Consider the following 16,929-nt stretch of genomic DNA (forward strand, 5'->3'; position numbering starts at 1 on the left):
TCTCCCCCCTTCTTTCCAGCGGGCTGCCGTGCCCACGGCGCCCCCCCCATCCGCACTGCCCCCCAACCTCGACGATGTGCCGCGAGCGGAACGCTCGCGGACTCTTATCGTCCGACCGGCATCGCTTCCTGCCATCCTCCGCCGGCGTACAATGAGCGCCGGCGCCAGCCTGGCTGGCACTCACATGATTCTGCGTCGGCCGCCGTTGCCGGCCATCCACCTAGTTGCCGCCCCATGCCTGCCGCCACCCAAGTTTCAGCCACCGCATCCCCAAAACCGCTTCAGGGCAAATCCAAACTGGTCACGGTAGCACTGGCCTTCCTGCTGGGCACAGTGGGCCTGCATCGTTTCTACCTGGGCGGCTTGCGCGACAAATTTGCGTGGGCGCACCTGCTGGCAGCCTTTGCCGGCGTCATCGGCGTCATGTCGATGCAAACGGGCGCCGGCTCGCCGGCCCTGAACTGGACCTTCGCCATTGCCGGCGGCACGTCGGTGATCAGCGCGTTCCTGGCGGCCATCGTGTATGGCCTGCGCCCGGATGACAAATGGGATGCCCGTTTCAACCCGCATGGCACGCCAACCCGCTCGGGCTGGCCGGTCGTGATCCTGGTCATCCTGTCACTGCTGATCGGCACCGGCCTGTTGATGGCGGGCCTGGCAATCAGCTTCCAGACCTTCTTCGAATCCCAGGTCGAAGCCGCGCGCGCCTTGTCACAGTAAGCACCGGACCCACCGCCCAGCGCCGATGCATTTCGACCTGCTGGACATCGCCGTGTTCGTGCGCGCAGCGTCGCTGGGCAACCTCTCGGCCGCGGCGCGCGATCTCGGGCTGTCCACCTCCTCGGCTAGCAGCCGCCTGGCGCAACTCGAGCAGCAGCTAGGCACGCGGCTGCTGCACCGGACCACCCGCCGCATCTCCCTGACCGGAGAGGGTGAGCGCTTCCTCGAGCATGCCGCGCAATTGCTCGACACGGCCGGCCAGGCCGCGCAATCGGTGGGCCGCGGCGCGCAGGCGCCCCAGGGGCAATTGCGGGTCACGGTGCCCGCATCCTTTGGCCGCCAGCACGTTTCGCCTGCGGTCCCTGCCTTCCTCGCCGCCTATCCCTGCCTGACGCTGGACCTGCGCCTGACGGACCAGGTGATCAGCCTGGTCGAGGCTGGCGTCGACGTGGCATTACGCATGGGGGCGTTGCCGGACTCATCCCTGGTGGCGCGCCCGCTGGCCCCGAGCCATCGCGCCGTTTGCGCTTCGCCCGGCTATCTCGCCGCGCACGGCACGCCCCGGCACCCGGAAGAGGTTGTCGCAACCACAATTGCATCGTTGCTGGGCGACCAGTCCTCCTAGGCAGTTCGAGACGGCGCTGGGCAAGACAGCGGTCGTGGTCGCCGGCAACCTGCGCACGGACAACGGCGAAGTCATCCGGGATGCGATCCTGGCCGGCATGGGGCTGGCGCTCAAGTCGACCTGGGATGTTGGCCCTTACCTGCGCAGCGGCGCGCTGGTCCGCGTGCTCCCCGATTACCCGGTGCTGCCGGCCGTGTCGATCTGGGCGGTCTACCCCAGCCGTCGCCAGGTGCCCGCGAAAACGCACGCGTTTATCGATTTCTTTGCCGCGCGCTTCGGTTCCCCGCCCTATTGGGATAACCCCGAGGCCACGCCCCTCGCCCCGTAAAAAACTCCGCTTGGCTGCCCGCGCGAAGTACTGTATAAATATACAGTATCAACCGTAGCCGCAGGACCGCCAACGTGCCGACCCGACCACCCTCTTCCAGCCCGCTGAAAGGCCGGGCGGCGCGCTCGAACGACGTCAGCCGGTTCGACGCCTGGACCCGCGAGCGGGTCGCCGACGAGTCCCAAGCCTTCGATGAGCCAGAGACACCCCAGATCCAGACCATTGTCTTCACGGAAAAGGCCAAACGCATCGTCTCGCGCAACCAGTCGCCAGACCTGCCGTTCGACGCGTCCATCAACCCGTACCGCGGATGCGAGCATGGCTGCATCTATTGCTATGCCCGCCCCAGCCATGCCTATCTGGGGCTTTCGCCAGGCCTCGACTTCGAAACCCGCCTGTACGCAAAAGACAACGCCGCCGCCCTGCTCGAGGCCGAACTGGCTCACCGCAACTACGTACCGACGGTAATCGCGCTGGGAGCCAATACGGATCCTTACCAGCCCATCGAGCGCGACCTCAAGATCACGCGCGGCATACTGGAAGTGCTGGAGCGTTTCAACCACCCGGTGGCCATCACGACCAAATCGGGCGTGGTCACGCGCGACATCGACATCCTGCAGCGCATGGCGGCCAAGAACCTGGTCCGGGTGCATATGTCGGTGACGTCGCTCAAGAATGAGATCGCCCGCACGCTGGAGCCCCGCGCGAGCGCGCCGGCGCGCCGCCTGGCCGCCATCGCTTCCCTGAGCGAGGCCGGCATTCCGGTGGGGGTGATGGTGGCGCCGGTCATTCCGAGCCTGACCGATCCGGAGATGGAATCCATCCTTGAAGCCGGTGCCAGGGCCGGCGCGAAAACCGCGGCGTATATCCTGCTGCGCCTGCCGCGCGAGGTGGAGCAACTGTTCTCGGAGTGGCTGGCCACCTACCATCCGCTGCGCGCCCGGCACGTCGAAAGCCTGGTCGCGCAAATGCGCGGGGGCCAGGCCTACGACTCGCGGTTCGGCACGCGCATGACCGGCACCGGCATCTTTGCCGAACTGCTGCGCAAGCGCTTCAAGCTGGCCTGCCAGCGCTTTGGGCTCAACGCCGAGCGCCACCCCCTCACCACCGAGCATTTCTCCCGGGCGAGCGCCGCGCCGCAGATGTCGCTGTTCTAGGCCGGATGCGCGGGACAGAGCGGCTTCAGGCGTGCGGGGCTTTCTCGTCGACCGCGATCGCCAGCGTTTCCTTGATCTCCTCCATCACGACGTAGCTCTTGGACTGCGCGGCGCCCGGCAACTGCAGCAGGATGTCGCCCAGCAGGCGGCGATACTCGCCGATCTCGCGGATGCGCGCCTTGATCAGGTAGTCGAAATCGCCCGAGACCAGATGGCACTCCAGCACCTCGGGGATGCGCGACACCTCGCGCCGGAACTGCTCGAACATATTGCCGGATTTGTTGCCCAGCGAGATCTCGACAAACACCAGCAGGCCGCTACCGAGCAGCGCGGGATTCAGCCGCGCGTAGTAGCCCATGATGACGCCGTCGCGCTCCATGCGCTTGACCCGCTCGATACAGGGCGTGATGGTCAGGCCAACCGCTTCCGCCAGCTCCTTCATCGACATGCGGCCGTCCGCCTGGAGCAAGGCCAGGATCTTTCTATCCAGCCGGTCCAGGCTACGCACGGGCTGACGGCTTGTTCTCATTAGTTATTCCTGTTTCCATAAAAATTACGATAACTATGACTGCACATATTTAAATAGTATAGATGTAAATACTTTATCCACTCTATTTCCTGGTTGCGGCCCCCCCGACTATGCGCGTTCTCGTTCTTGGCAGTGGCGTAATTGGCGTTACCAGCGCCTGGTACCTGGCCCGTGCCGGCCATGAGGTCACCGTGGTCGACCGCGAGGCCGCGCCCGCGCTTGGGACCAGTTTCGCCAATGCCGGCCAGATTTCCCCGGGCTATGCGTCGCCATGGGCCGCGCCCGGTGTGCCGCTCAAAGCCATCAAGTGGATGTTCCAGGAACACGCCCCGCTATCCATCAAGCCGGACGGCACGCTGTTCCAGCTGCAATGGATGTGGCAGATGCTGATGAACTGCAGCGCCGAGCGCTATGCCGTCAACAAGGAACGCATGGTGCGGCTGGCCGAGTACAGCCGCGACTGCATCGTCGCCCTGCGCGCCGATACCGGCATCGCCTACGAAGGCCGCCAGCAAGGCACGCTGCAACTCTTCCGCACCGCCGAGCAGCTCGACGGCGCCGCCAAGGACATTGCCGTGCTGGAACAAGCCGGCGTGCCCTACCAGTTGCTATCGCGCGAGGAACTCGCCGCCAGCGAACCGGCCCTGGCCGCCGTCAGCCATAAGCTGACCGGCGGCCTGCGGCTGCCCAACGATGAAACCGGCGACTGCCAGCTGTTCACCCGACAACTCGCCGCCATGGCCGAAGGCCTTGGCGTGCAGTTCCGATACAACCGCTCCATCGATGGATTGCTGACCAAGGGCGACGCCGTTACCGGCGCCATGGTTGGCGGCGAGCCCGTCATGGCTGACCTGGTCGTGGTGGCGCTGGGCAGCTGGTCGACGCCGTTCGTGAAGAACGTCCTGCCGGGCCTGTCGAACCTGCCGGTCTACCCGCTCAAGGGTTTCTCGCTCACCGTGCCGCTGACCGACGCGGACCGCAGCCCCGTCTCCACCGTGCTCGACGAAACCTTCAAGGTGGCGATCACGCGCTTCGACGATCGCATCCGTGTGGGCGGCATGGCGCAGATCGTCGGCTACGACCGCTCGCTCGACCCGGCCAAGCGCCGCACGCTGGAACACGTGGTCACGGACCTGTTCCCGGGCGCCGGCGATGTCAGCCGCGCCAGCTTCTGGACCGGCCTGCGCCCGATGACGCCGGACGGCACGCCCATCGTTGGCCCTACGCCGCTCAAGGGCCTATGGCTCAATACCGGTCACGGCACGCTGGGCTGGACCATGGCCTGCGGCTCGGGCAAGCTGCTGTCGGACCTGGTGTCCGGCACCTCGCCGGCGATCCGCGCCGACGACCTTTCGGTGGCCCGCTATCTCAAGCCCGCGAGGACGCACGCCGCGCCGCGCCACGCCGCGGCCTGATCCGCGCATCGGTTTCGAGGCAGTAAAAAAGGCGACCCGCGGGTCGCCTTTTTTACTGCCTGTGACCGGAAAGTCTCAGAACTGCGCTTCGCTCAACGCATTGACCGGGGCCGCGCCCGCCACGATGGCATCGCGCAAACCCGATGCCTGCGACAGGATGTGCTCCGCGAAGAAATGCGCCGTCGAGATCTTGGCGTCATGGAAGGACGGATCCTCGCCACGCTTCGCATCCGCCGCCAGCATCGCACGGCCCAGCTGCCATCCCGAGAACACGATGCCGCAGAGCTTCAGGTAAGGCACGCTGCCGGCAAACACGGCATTCGGGTCCGACTTGGCATTGGCCACGACGAACGCCACCGCCGCCTCCAGTGCCGCGCGCCCCTTGGCCAGTTGTGCCTGCACCGCGGTGAATGCCGCACCACCATGCTGGCCCAGCGCCGCCTCGGTCCCCGCGATCTGCGCGCAGATTCCACGGGCCACCGCGCCGCCGTCACGCACCGTCTTGCGGCCAACGAGATCGTTCGCCTGGATCGCGGTCGTGCCCTCGTAGATCGGCAAGATGCGGGCATCGCGATAATGCTGGGCCGCACCGGTCTCCTCGATGAAGCCCATGCCGCCGTGCACCTGCACGCCCAGGCTGGTCACATCGATCGACAGCTCGGTGCTCCAGCCCTTGACGACAGGCACCATGAACTCGTAGAACGCCTCGCTTTGCTTGCGCACCGCGTCGTCGGCATGCTGGTGCGCCGTGTCGCACGCAGCCGCGGCCACATACGCTACCGCGCGCGCGACTTCGATCAGCGAGCGCATGGTCATCAGCATGCGCTTGACGTCCGGGTGATGAATGATGGTCACCGCCTCGCGGGCGGAGCCATCGACCGGACGGCTCTGCACACGCTCGCGGGCAAAATTCACGGCCTGCTGGTAGGCCCGCTCCGATACGGCGATGCCTTGCATGCCGACCGAGAAGCGTGCCGAGTTCATCATGATGAACATGTATTCCAGGCCGCGGTTTTCCTCGCCGACCAGCGTGCCGATGGCGCCGCCATGATCGCCGAACTGCAGCACGGCGGTGGGGCTGGCCTTGATGCCCAGCTTGTGCTCGATCGACACGCAGTGCGCGTCGTTGCGCGCGCCCAGCGAGCCATCTTCATTGACCAGGAACTTGGGCACGATGAACAGCGAGATACCCTAGCCGGCCTGCGGCTCGGTCAGGTTCATGGTGCCGGTCCATTCGCCAGAGATCAGCTTGGGCAGGAAGGCGGCCTTCTGCGCGTCGCTGCCCGCGGTCAGCAGGGCTTCGATGGCGCCGTCGGTCAGCAGCGGGCACAGCGCGAACGACAGGTTTGCCGTGTTCAGCATCTCGTTGCAGGCCGTGGCGATCAGCTTGGGCAAGCCCTGGCCGCCGAACTCCTGCGGATGCAGCACGCCCTGCCAGCCACCTTCACCAAACTGGCGGAACGCGTCCTTGAAACCAGGCGTGGTGGTGACCACGCCGTCCTTCCAGCTGCTGGGGTCGGTGTCGCCGATGCGGTTGAGCGGCGCCACCACTTGTTCGTTGAATTTGGCCGCCTCGTCGAGCACCGCCTGCGCCGTCTCCGGCGTGGCGTCCTCGAACCCGGGCAGCTTGCTGACTGCGTCAAGATCAGCCAGCTCGTTCATCACGAACAACATGTCCTTGAGCGGGGCACGGTAGGTCATCGAAGTCTCCGGATATGTATAAAAAAGCCGTTCTCGGGCGGGCCCGGAACGGCTAGTACTTCCTGATCGAGCCCGGCGCGTCAAACGCCGTGCCGGGCCGCGGGGATCAGCCCAGCGCCGCCACCAGTTCGGGCACGACGGTGTTCAGATCACCAACCAGGCCGTAGTCGGCCACCGAGAAGATCGGCGCTTCAGCGTCCTTGTTGATCGCCACGATCACCTTGGAGTCCTTCATGCCGGCCAGATGCTGGATCGCGCCGGAAATGCCGACGGCGATGTACAGCTGCGGCGCGACGATCTTGCCGGTCTGGCCGACCTGATAGTCGTTGGGCACGAAGCCGGCATCCACGGCAGCGCGGGACGCGCCCATCGCAGCGTTCAGCTTGTCGGCCAGCGGCGTCAGCACCTTGGTGTAGTTCTCGCCCGAACCCACGCCACGGCCACCGGACACGATGATCTTGGCGGCGGTCAGCTCGGGGCGGTCGCTCTTGGTCACTTCGCGCGAAACGAATTGCGAGATGCCAGCGTCGGCCACGGCCGGCAGGTTTTCCACGGACGCCGAGCCACCTTCGTTTGCAGCGGCATCAAAGCCGGTGCCGCGCACGGTGATGACCTTGACCTTGTCCGACGATTGCACGATCGAGATCGCGTTGCCGGCGTAGATCGGGCGCTCGAACGTGTCCGGGCTGTCGACCTTGGTGATGTCCGACAGCTGGGCTACGTCCAGCTTGGCCGCGACGCGCGGCAGGATGTTCTTGCCGTAGGCCGATGCGGGCGCCAGGATGTGGCTGTAGTCGCTGGCGATGGCCAGCACTTGCTCCGCCACGTTTTCGGCCAGGCCGTCGGCGAACTGCGGCGCATCGGCCAGCAGCACCTTGGACACGCCGGCGATCTTCGCAGCGGCGGCAGCGGCAGCGGCGGCATTGGCGCCGGCCACCAGCACGTGGACATCACCGCCGCACTGGGCGGCTGCCGTCACGGTGTTCAGCGTGGCGGCCTTGATGGATTGGTTGTCGTGTTCAGCAATGACGAGTGCAGTCATGTTTTATCTCCTGGCGCGCTCAGATGACCTTGGCTTCGTTCTTCAGCTTCTGCACCAGCGTCGCAACGTCCGGCACCATCACACCCGCGCTACGCTTGGGCGGCTCAACGACCTTGACGGTCTTCAGACGCGGCGCCACATCCACGCCGAGATCTTCCGGCTTGACGATGTCGAGCGGCTTCTTCTTGGCCTTCATGATGTTCGGCAGCGTGACATAACGCGGCTCGTTCAGGCGCAGGTCGGTGGTCACCACCGCCGGCAGCTTGAGCGACAGGGTCTCCAGACCACCATCCACTTCACGCGTCACCGATGCGCGGCCATCGGCCACCACCACCTTCGAGGCGAAGGTAGCTTGCGGCAGGCCCGCCAGCGCAGCCAGCATCTGGCCGGTCTGGTTGGAGTCGTCGTCGATGGCTTGCTTGCCCAGGATCACCAGTTGCGGCTGTTCCTTGTCGACCAGGGCCTTGAGCAGCTTGGCCACGGCCAGCGGCTGCAGGTCTTCGTTCGATTCCACCAGGATGCCGCGGTCGGCACCGATGGCCATCGCCGTACGCAGGGTTTCCTGGCACTGGGTCACGCCGCAGGACACGGCGATCACCTCGGTGACCACCCCGGCTTCCCGCAGGCGCACCGCTTCTTCCACGGCGATTTCGTCAAACGGGTTCATGCTCATCTTGACGTTAGCCAGATCCACGCCCGTGCCGTCCGACTTCACCCGGACCTTGACGTTGTAATCCACCACGCGCTTGACTGCGACGAGTACTTTCATGCGCTCACTCCACTGATAGTCGATAGTCAGAAATTTGGTTCGCCCGCCATTATAACCACCGCGTGGGTGGCACTCTTATTTTTCGAACGGTCGTACTATTTTATCGGTAAAGAATTGCCGGGCATAGCCCGGCAATGTGAAACCCTCGCCGCATTGTGCCGCAGGATGCCCTGCGATACACGGCTTTTTGAGGGATTTTTCAAACTTACCAGGCGGTAATCACCGAATCCTTGAAGGTGCTCTGGACGTACTGCTTGATCTCCGGCGAATGATAGGCCTTGATCAGCTTGGCCACCCAGGGCTTGTTCTTGTCGGCTTCGCGGATGGCGATCAGGTTGGCATAGGGACCCTTGGGGCCTTCCGTGGCAATCGCGTCCTTGCTGGGCGACAGGCCGGCGGACTCAGCGTAGTTGCCATTGATGGCAGCGGCGTCGAGGTCATCCAGCGAACGCGGCAATTGCGCGGCGTCCAGTTCGACGATGCGGATCTTTTTCGGGTTGGACACGATGTCCAGCGGCGTTGCCTTCAGGCCGGCGTCCGGGCGCAGCTTGATCAGGCCCTTGCTTTGCAGCAGCAGCAGGCCGCGGCCACCGTTGGTGGGGTCGTTCGGCACGCCAACGCGCGCGCCGTCCTTGATCTGGTCGAGCGACTTGATCTTCTTGGAGTACACGCCCATCGGGAACGTCACGGTGAAGGCGATGTGGGTGAACTTGTAGCCACGGTCCTTGATCTGCGCTTCCAGGTACGGCAGGTGCTGGTAGCTGTTGGCGTCCAGGTCGCCAGCGGCCAGCGCGGCGTTCGGCTGGACGTAGTCGCTGAACTCCACCAGCTGGATATTCAGGCCGTCCTTGGCCGCGACCTTCTTCACCTGCTCCATGATCTGGGCGTGCGGGCCGCCGGTGACGCCGATCTTGATCGGCTTTTCCTGCGCCATGGCGCCAGTGGCCAGGGTGGCGCCCAGGGCGGCGCCGACAATCCATTGCAGCAAGTTACGACGTTGCATGTTGACTTCCTTTTTCTCGATGGCTCTATGTCTTGCGGATAGCCGGGCGGGTCGCCGGGCCGACCTGTTACTTGTGGCTGATGCGCCGCACCAGCCAGTCGCCGAAGCTTTGCACCGCTTGCACGAAAACGATCAGGATCAGCACCACCGCCACCATCACCTCGGTGATGTAGCGCTGGTAGCCGTAGCGGATGCCCAGGTCGCCCAGGCCGCCGCCGCCGATGGCGCCGGCCATCGCCGAGTAGCCCACCAGGCTAACAAAAGTGATGGTCAGGCCGGCCACGATGCCGGGCATGGCCTCGGGCAGCAGCACCTTCATCACGATCTGGCCGGTGCTTGCGCCCATCGACTGGGCGGCCTCGACCAGGCCCTTGTCGACCTCGCGCAGCGCGCTTTCCACCAGGCGCGCGATAAACGGAATCGCGGCGATGGTCAGCGGCACCACCGCCGCGGTCGTGCCGATCGATGAACCGACGATAAAGCGCGTGAACGGGATCACCACCACCAGCAGGATGATGAAGGGGATCGAGCGCACGGCGTTGACCACCACCCCGATGGTGCGGTTGAACAGCGGATGCGACAGCACGCCGCCGCGGTTGGTCAGGTGCAGCAGCACGCCCAGCGGCACGCCGAACGCCGCGCCGACCACGCCCGAGATGCTCACCATCAGCAGCGTCTCGTTGAACGAGGTCAGGAACAGGTCAAACATTTCAGACCACATGCTCGATCTCCTCCACCACCACGCCTTCTTGTTGCAGATACTCCATGGCCGCCTTCACATCGGCCAGCGCGCCCGTGGCCATGATGGCCAGCGAACCAAAGGCCTGGCCCTGGATCTCGTCGATATGCCCGTGCAGGATGTTGAAGTCCAGCCCGTAGCGGCGAATCGCCTGGGCCAGCACCGGCTGGTCCACACCCGCTGGTCCACACCCGCGCCGGTGAAGGCCAAGCGGTAGACATGGTCGCGCCCATTGCCAAGGCGGCTTTCCACGCGCTTGAGCACGCTGGGCGGCAGTTCCTGCGCGATCACGTCGCCGATCATGGCGCGCGTGACTTCATGCTTGGGGCGCAGGAACACGTCGATCACCCGGCCGGTTTCCACCACCTGGCCAGCTTCCAGCACGGCCACGCGGTCGCAGACCTGTTTGATCACTTCCATCTGGTGCGTGATCATGACGATGGTCAGGCCCAGCTCGCGATTGATCTGCTTGAGCAGTTCCAGGATGGAGCGGGTGGTCTCCGGATCGAGGGCGGAGGTGGCCTCGTCCGATAGCAGCACCTTGGGCTTGCTGGCCAGCGCACGTGCAATCCCCACACGCTGCTTCTGCCCGCCCCACACGCTGCTTCTGCCCGCCGCTGATCTGGGCGGGATAGCGATCCTTGAGCGCCGTCAGGCCGACCAGCTCCAGCAGCGGCAGCACCGTATCGGAGATCTCGCTGCGGGATTTGCCGGCCAGCTCCAGCGGCAGCGCCACATTGTCATAGACGGTGCGCGACGAGAGCAGGTTGAAATGCTGGAAGATCATGCCGATGTCGCGGCGTGCCCGGCGCAGCGCGCCGCTGTCGAGCGCGGTCAGCTCCTGGCCGGCCACGATCACGCGTCCGGCGCTGGGGCGGTTAAGCAGGTTGATGGCGCGTACCAGCGTGCTCTTGCCGGCGCCGCTGCGGCCGATGATGCCGAAGACCTCACCTGACGCAATCGACAGGTTGACGTCCCGCAGCGCATGCACTTCCCCCGACCCTCCGGGAAAGCGTTGCGAAAGACCTTGCAGTTCGATCATGTGAAAAGAAAACGGCAACAGGCGAGAACGTCTCTCTAGCGCTGTTGCCGCATTTTATTTTTTTGGGCGAAGCGCGCATTTTAAGCGATCCGCTTCATACCAGAAACGACTTTTTGCCGATGTCTTTATATGCTCACGGCATAAAGACCACAAAAAAGCATCTTATGCATCACGCCAGGACGGCGGACGCTTGTCGATAAAGGCCTGGACGCCCTCCAGCGCCGCCGGATCCATCATGTTGCAGGCCATGGTCTGCCCGGCGAGTTGGTAGGCCGCCTCGATGCCCATCTCCAACTGGCGGTAGAACAGGCCCTTGCCGGCGGCCACGGCGGCAGCCGGCTTGGCGCAAATGCTGGCCGCCAGCCGCGCGACCTCGGCATCGAGGGCATCGGCGGGCACCACGCGGTTGACCAGCCCGCGGTCGCGGGCTTGCAGCGCGTCGATCATGTCGCCGGTCAGCAGCATCTCCATGGCGTGCTTGCGCGACAGGTTGCGCGACAGCGCCACGCCCGGCGTGGCGCAGAACAGGCCAAGGTTGACGCCAGATACCGCAAAGCGGGCCACATCGGCGGCCACCGCCAGGTCGCACATCGCCACCAGTTGGCAGCCGGCCGCCGTGGCAATGCCCTGCACGCGCGCGATCACCGGCTGCGGCATCTTCTGCATTGCCATCATCATGCGGGTGCAGCGCTCGAACAGGCGGCGGTAGTAGTCGTGCGACGGGCTGGCGCGCATCTCGCGCAGGTCATGTCCCGCGCAGAACGCACGGCCAGCCGCGGCCAGCACCACCACGCGGACCGAGGCATCGGCGCCGGCGCGGGCAAACGCCGCGGACAGCGCATCCAGCAGGTCCTCTGACAGCGCGTTGAACGCTTCCGGGCGGTTCATCGTCAAGCGCAGCACGCCCGGGGCGTCGAGGCTTTCGCTCACCAGCGGGGTCACGGCGCGGTTATCGGTCTCAGCCATGCCAGGGCCTCCTATCGTTCGAGCAGCACCTTGAGGTGCGCATACACGCTGCGGCTCAGCGCGCTCAGGTTATAGCCGCCTTCCAGGCAACTGACGATGCGTCCTTTCGCATGGGCGAGCACGGCCAGCGCATGGCGCGCGGCAATGGCCACATTGTTGTAGAAGCAGAAACCCATGGCCCGGTCTGGCTCCGCATGGTGGCCCGGCGGGCGTACGCAGCAAAACGCGTTCTCCATCTCGCCCGCCATCACCGCATCGGTGGCGGCCACCGCGGCGCCAGCCGCATGGACGGCGGCGGCGAGCGTGTGCGGGTTCATCAGGGTATCGGGATCGATCGGGTGGTAGCCGCTGGCAGGGCTGGCAGCGGCCAGCGAGTCGATGTACTGCGCGAGATGCACGCGCCCGATCTGCTCGGCGGTGGCGGCGCTCGCCTGGCGCCGGTCAAGCAGGCCGTCCATGCCGTGCGAGATCAGGTGATCCTCAATGGCCTGCAGGCGCTCGGGGCACTCCGGATGGAAATGCCCCATTTCATGCAGCAGGAACTCGGGATGCGTGTAATAGCCTGTGGGCATGTCTTATTGCTTTAATCGTGGTCTCCATTCGTTACGTTAGCACATGCCGCGCCAGCCACCCAGCGAGGTGCCGCGCAGGCACCATCCGCTATACTCGCAGCGACTTGCAAAGGACACCATGACCGACTCCCAGCGCTCCCTGCGCCGCCCGCTTCTGGGCGCCGCACTTTCCGCTGCCGCATTGAGCTTGTGCGGCGTCTCCCCCGCCCTGCTTGCCGCCGGCAAGCGCCGCGTGAGCGTGCGCGAAGAAGAAATCGAGCCGGGCCGCTACCGTGACAACCCCAAGAGCCGCGCCTTTATCGACGAGATGGTGGCGCGCCACGGCTTTGCCCGTCAGACGCTGGAAGGCTGGTTCGGCCAGGCCGTGTATTCGTCCACGGTGGTGCGCCTGATCATGCCGCCCGCCACGCCCGGACGCAAAAGCTGGCGCACTTACCGCTCGCGCTTTATCGAGCCGATCCGCATCAACGCGGGGGTGCGCTTCTGGCAGCAGAATCGCGAAACGCTGCGCCGCGCGGAAGCCGAGTTCGGCGTGCCGGCCTCGGTGATTGTCGGCATCATCGGCGTCGAGACCATCTATGGCCGCGACATGGGCACCTTCCGCGTGATCGACTCGCTCTCCACGCTGGCCTTCGATTATCCCGACGTGCCCAACCGCGAAGCGCGCACCGCGCTGTTCCGCAACCAGTTGGCCGACTACCTGCTGTGGTGCCGCGACACCAACACCGATGTGTTCTCGGTGCTGGGCTCCTTCGCGGGCGCCGTGGGCATCCCGCAGTTCATGCCCACCAGCCTGCGCGAATACGCCATCGACTATGACGGCGATGGCCACATCGACCTGCGCGGCAGCGCCACCGACGCAATCGGCAGCGTCGCGCGCTTCTTGCAGTTGCACGGCTGGGAACCGGGCCGCCCGGTGGCCTGGCGCATTGCCACTGACGAGGGCAGCCGCGGTATCGCCGCCGCCGCGGCCGATGGCGAGCCATGGCCCACCCGCACGCTCAACCAGCTGCTCAAGGCCGGCCTGCGCGTGGACGAGCCAATCAACCTGGCGAGCGAGGGCGAAACCGGCGTGCTGGTGGTGGACCTGCCCACGCCGGGCGAGACCACCGACTACATGCTCGGCCTGCGCAACTTCTATGTGCTGACACGCTACAACCGCAGCTTCTTCTACGCGCTGGCCGTGTACCAGCTGGGCGAAGCGGTCAAGGCAGCGATGGGCTGAGCCGGTACCCGCGGCCAAATGCAAAAAGCCCCGCAAAAAGTTCGCGGGGCTTTTTCAATGCGGGGCGCAACGCGGCATCAGGCCGGGAACACCCCGGTCGAAAGATAGCGATCACCGCGATCGCACACCACGAACACGATGGTGGCGTTCTCCACTTCCTCGGCGATACGCAGCGCCACGCACAGCGCGCCGGCAGCCGAGATGCCGCAGAAAATCCCTTCCTCGCGCGCCATGCGGCGTGCCATGTGCTCGGCATCCCCCTGGCTGACCGGCTCGGTGCGGTCGATGAATTTCGGGTCGTAGATCTTCGGCATGTACGCCTCGGGCCACTTGCGGATGCCGGGAATGCGGGAGCCTTCGGCCGGCTGCGCCCCCACGACCTGAATCCCCGCGTTCTGCTCCTTGAGGTAGCGCGAGACACCGGTGATGGTGCCCGTGGTGCCCATGGCGGAGATGAAATGCGTAATGCGCCCTTCGGTATCGCGCCAGATCTCCGGACCGGTGGTCTCGTAGTGAGCCAGCGGATTGTCCGGGTTGGCGAACTGGTCCAGGATCACGCCGCGGCCATCGCGCTCCATGGAGTCGGCGAGGTCCCGCGCGTACTCCATGCCGCCCTTGACCGGCGTCAGGATGATCTCCGCGCCGTAGGCGGCCATGCTCTGGCGGCGCTCCATGCTCAAGTCTTCCGGCATGATCAGCACCATCTTGTAGCCGCGGATGGCGGCGGCCATGGCCAGCGCGATGCCGGTATTGCCAGAGGTAGCCTCGATCAGCGTGTCGCCCGGCTTGATGCGCCCGCGCGACTCGGCGCGGGCAATCATCGAAACCGCCGGCCGGTCCTTGACCGAGCCCGCCGGGTTGTTGCCCTCGAGCTTGCCGAGGATTACGTTGCCGCGCGGCGTGCCGGCGCCGCCGGGGATGCGCTGCAGTTGCACCAGCGGCGTATTGCCGATGGTGTCTTCAATCGTCTTGTAGGCCATGGTGAGCGGGATTCCAATGTCGGCGGTCATTGTAATCCAGCCGCAAAGCCCGCGCTGCCGACATGGCGAGCGCTCCCGCGCTCGAATGCCCGCCAGCGCCACAGCGTGTCAGGCGTCCGCTTCGACCTCGGCCTTGCGGCTTCCCAGCAGGTGGTACAGCAGGATCGCGCCAAACGTCGCGGTACCGATGCCGCCAAGCGTCATGCCGCCGAGCTTGAGGGTCAGGTCGCCAGCCGCCACGGTCAACGTAGCGCCAACCGTGATCAGGTTGCGCGAACTGGAGAAATCGACCTTGTTCTGCACCCAGATACGCCCGGCGGTAGCCGCGATCAAACCGAACACGACAATGGTCAAGCCGCCGATCACCGGGCCCGGGATGGTCAGGATCAGCGCACCGAACTTGGGCGAGAAACCCAGCACCAGCGCCACCACCGCCGCCACCACGAAGATCAGCGTGGAGTAGATCTTGGTCACCGCCATCACGCCCATGTTCTCGGCGTAAGTGGTCACGCCCGTGCCGCCGCCGCCGGCGGAGATAATGGTGGCAATACCGTCGCCGATGAAGGCGCGGCCGATATACGGATCGAGATTGCGGCCGGTCATCACGCTGATGGCCTTGATATGCCCAAGGTTTTCCGCCACCAGAACGATGGCCACCGGCGCGATCAGCAGCATGGCGCTGGCCTGGAACACCGGCGTGGAGAAGACCGGCAGGCCGAACCACGCGGCCGCCGCCACGCCGGAGAAGTCGATGCCTTTGCCCAGGCCCAGCCCGTTGGTGCAGACGTAGTACAGCACGTAGCCGAACAGCCCGCCCACCAGCACTGGCAGCCGGCGCAGCATGCCCGGCGCATGGACAGCCACCACGCCCACGGCCAGCACCGTGGCCAGTCCCACCCAGGTGTCCAGCGCGGCGCCGCTCACGGCCTTGACCGCCACCGGCGCAAGGTTCAGGCCGATGGCCGCCACGATGGCGCCCGTCACCACGGGCGGCATCAGGCGCTCCACCCAGCGATAGCCGACCGACTGCACCACGAGGCCGATGAGCAGGTACAGCACGCCCGCGGCGATGATGCCGCCGAGCGCCACCGGGATATTCGGGTTGGGGCCGCTGCCGGCGTAACCAGTCGCCGCGATCACCACCGCGATGAAGGCAAAGCTGGAGCCCAGGTAGCTCGGCACCCTGCCACGCACGCACAGGAAGAAGATCAGCGTGCCGATGCCGGAAAACAGGATGGCGATATTGGGATTGAAGCCCATCAGGATCGGCGCGATCGCGGTCGAGCCGAACATCGCTACCACGTGCTGGATCCCTGCCAGCAGGGTCTGGCCGGCGGGCAGGCGTTCATCCGGCGCAATCACGCCGTGCGTCTTTAGCCGCCACTTGGGCAGGAATCCCGCGTCCTCGTTATTTCCCATTGTCCAGCTCCCTTTCTTTGGCCTGGCCATCCCGTATGCGGGCAGGTCCGGCTCGATTTTGGATTTTGTTGGCCACGCAGCCGGCTCGGGCCGCAACGGCGTCCGCATGATACCGCGCGGCCGCATTCGTGCGAAGCCGCACAGGACCAAGCACGAGCCATACCAGCGCGGGATCATCGTGCTGGTGCACGGGTTGCAAAAAGCCCCGGGCTCAGCCGGGGCTTGGACGATCAGATAGCGATGATGCGGGCGTCGCGCAGCACGCCCGCGGCGGCCTTAACGAACAGCCTTGGCGGGTGGCGTCTCCGCCTTGCCGTCCTTCCTGGCCGGGGCCGCGGCGGCCACTGCAGCCTTGGGGGCGGTGACCGCGGCCTTGGGTGCGGCAGCGCCGCCAGCGCCGATGGTCATGCCGGCCTCCTGCAAACGCACGACCGATTTCTGCCCCAGGCCCTTGACCCGATCGGCGAGATCCGCGGCGTCCCTGAAAGGACCGCCCCGGCTGCGCTCGGTCACGATGGTGTTGGCCGTGGCAGGCCCGATGCCCTTGAGCGAAACCAGCGCGGCCTCATCGGCGGTATTCACGTCGACCGCCGCGAACGCGGCGCCCGACAGCGAGAACCAGACAGCAGCCGCCAGCAGGACCTGCCTGGACGCACGCGTCAAAGTTGGCTTGAACATGGGAAATTCTCCTATCCGT

At 65.6% G+C, this 16,929-nt stretch carries 16 protein-coding genes and 2 pseudogenes; 6 read left to right on the forward strand and 12 right to left on the reverse strand.

Translation table 11 applies throughout. The features are described from left to right. Positions 1-234: 234 nt before the first annotated feature. The 4 genes from OR16_RS12845 (at position 235) to OR16_RS12855 (ending at position 2,830) form a co-directional block, all read left to right on the forward strand. Positions 235-720, forward strand: coding sequence for a TM2 domain-containing protein (locus OR16_RS12845; protein ID WP_006158392.1), 486 nt, complete (start codon positions 235-237; stop codon positions 718-720). A 25-nt stretch (positions 721-745) separates the two neighbouring features. Then, on the forward strand, positions 746-1,345 hold the full coding sequence (locus OR16_RS47700; protein WP_337459834.1) for a LysR family transcriptional regulator: 600 nt from the start codon (positions 746-748) through the stop codon (positions 1,343-1,345). Further along, positions 1,314-1,673: a LysR substrate-binding domain-containing protein gene (locus OR16_RS47705; RefSeq protein WP_337459835.1), complete on the forward strand. Its 360-nt coding sequence runs from the start codon at positions 1,314-1,316 to the stop codon at positions 1,671-1,673. The genes OR16_RS47700 and OR16_RS47705 overlap by 32 nt, the downstream gene beginning before the upstream one ends. 74 nt (positions 1,674-1,747) lie before the next feature. Continuing rightward, positions 1,748-2,830 carry a PA0069 family radical SAM protein gene (locus OR16_RS12855; protein WP_006158393.1) on the forward strand — a complete coding sequence of 361 codons (1,083 nt, stop codon included), beginning with the start codon at positions 1,748-1,750 and terminating at the stop codon, positions 2,828-2,830. A gap of 25 nt (positions 2,831-2,855) precedes the next feature. Here the strand turns inward: OR16_RS12855 and OR16_RS12860 are convergent, their stop codons facing one another. Beyond that, on the reverse strand, positions 2,856-3,359 hold the full coding sequence (locus tag OR16_RS12860; RefSeq protein ID WP_006158394.1) for an Lrp/AsnC ligand binding domain-containing protein: 504 nt from the start codon (positions 3,357-3,359) through the stop codon (positions 2,856-2,858). A gap of 110 nt (positions 3,360-3,469) precedes the next feature. Between OR16_RS12860 and OR16_RS12865 the strand changes: the two genes are divergently transcribed. After that, positions 3,470-4,774 carry a D-amino acid dehydrogenase gene (locus OR16_RS12865; protein WP_006158395.1) on the forward strand — a complete coding sequence of 435 codons (1,305 nt, stop codon included), beginning with the start codon at positions 3,470-3,472 and terminating at the stop codon, positions 4,772-4,774. Between the two features lie 75 nt (positions 4,775-4,849). On the opposite strand, the pseudogene OR16_RS12870 reads toward OR16_RS12865, so the two are convergent. From OR16_RS12870 to OR16_RS12905, 8 genes and pseudogenes are all read right to left on the reverse strand, one after another. Continuing rightward, positions 4,850-6,475: pseudogene (locus OR16_RS12870) on the reverse strand (acyl-CoA dehydrogenase). Positions 6,476-6,581: 106 nt separating this feature from the next. Next, positions 6,582-7,517: an electron transfer flavoprotein subunit alpha/FixB family protein gene (locus tag OR16_RS12875; protein ID WP_006158396.1), complete on the reverse strand. Its 936-nt coding sequence runs from the start codon at positions 7,515-7,517 to the stop codon at positions 6,582-6,584. A 19-nt stretch (positions 7,518-7,536) separates the two neighbouring features. Continuing rightward, complete coding sequence (locus tag OR16_RS12880) at positions 7,537-8,286, reverse strand: electron transfer flavoprotein subunit beta/FixA family protein (protein ID WP_006158397.1); 750 nt, start codon at positions 8,284-8,286, stop codon at positions 7,537-7,539. A gap of 205 nt (positions 8,287-8,491) precedes the next feature. Then, positions 8,492-9,289 (reverse strand): MetQ/NlpA family ABC transporter substrate-binding protein, encoded by a 798-nt coding sequence (locus tag OR16_RS12885; RefSeq protein ID WP_006158398.1) that lies wholly within the window; start codon positions 9,287-9,289, stop codon positions 8,492-8,494. Positions 9,290-9,356: 67 nt separating this feature from the next. Then, entirely contained in the window at positions 9,357-10,010 is a 654-nt protein-coding gene (locus tag OR16_RS12890) for a methionine ABC transporter permease (RefSeq protein WP_006158399.1), read from the reverse strand. Next, positions 10,000-11,070: pseudogene (locus OR16_RS12895) on the reverse strand (methionine ABC transporter ATP-binding protein). The gene OR16_RS12890 and the pseudogene OR16_RS12895 overlap by 11 nt, the downstream one beginning before the upstream one ends. A 162-nt stretch (positions 11,071-11,232) precedes the next feature. Continuing rightward, positions 11,233-12,036 carry an enoyl-CoA hydratase gene (locus OR16_RS12900; protein WP_006158400.1) on the reverse strand — a complete coding sequence of 268 codons (804 nt, stop codon included), beginning with the start codon at positions 12,034-12,036 and terminating at the stop codon, positions 11,233-11,235. Positions 12,037-12,047: 11 nt separating this feature from the next. Beyond that, the gene (locus OR16_RS12905; protein ID WP_006158401.1) at positions 12,048-12,608 is read right to left on the reverse strand and encodes a histone deacetylase; all 561 of its coding nucleotides are present in this window, start codon (positions 12,606-12,608) and stop codon (positions 12,048-12,050) included. A 118-nt stretch (positions 12,609-12,726) separates the two neighbouring features. On the opposite strand from OR16_RS12905, the gene mltB reads away from it, so the two are divergent. Continuing rightward, positions 12,727-13,833, forward strand: a complete 1,107-nt coding sequence (mltB, locus tag OR16_RS12910; RefSeq protein ID WP_006158402.1) for a lytic murein transglycosylase B — start codon at positions 12,727-12,729, stop codon at positions 13,831-13,833. 77 nt (positions 13,834-13,910) lie between these two features. On the opposite strand, the gene cysM is transcribed toward mltB, so the two are convergent. The 3 genes from cysM to OR16_RS12925 all read right to left on the reverse strand — a co-directional run bounded on the left by cysM (position 13,911) and on the right by OR16_RS12925 (position 16,910). After that, complete coding sequence (cysM, locus tag OR16_RS12915) at positions 13,911-14,813, reverse strand: cysteine synthase CysM (protein WP_006158403.1); 903 nt, start codon at positions 14,811-14,813, stop codon at positions 13,911-13,913. 108 nt (positions 14,814-14,921) lie between these two features. Next, positions 14,922-16,232 carry a solute carrier family 23 protein gene (locus OR16_RS12920; RefSeq protein WP_006158404.1) on the reverse strand — a complete coding sequence of 437 codons (1,311 nt, stop codon included), beginning with the start codon at positions 16,230-16,232 and terminating at the stop codon, positions 14,922-14,924. 276 nt (positions 16,233-16,508) lie between these two features. Further along, positions 16,509-16,910: a ComEA family DNA-binding protein gene (locus OR16_RS12925; protein ID WP_006158405.1), complete on the reverse strand. Its 402-nt coding sequence runs from the start codon at positions 16,908-16,910 to the stop codon at positions 16,509-16,511. Between the last annotated feature and the right edge of the window lie 19 nt (positions 16,911-16,929).

Origin of the sequence: Cupriavidus basilensis OR16 (assembly GCF_000243095.1) — a bacterium.
GTDB lineage: Bacteria > Pseudomonadota > Gammaproteobacteria > Burkholderiales > Burkholderiaceae > Cupriavidus > Cupriavidus basilensis_D.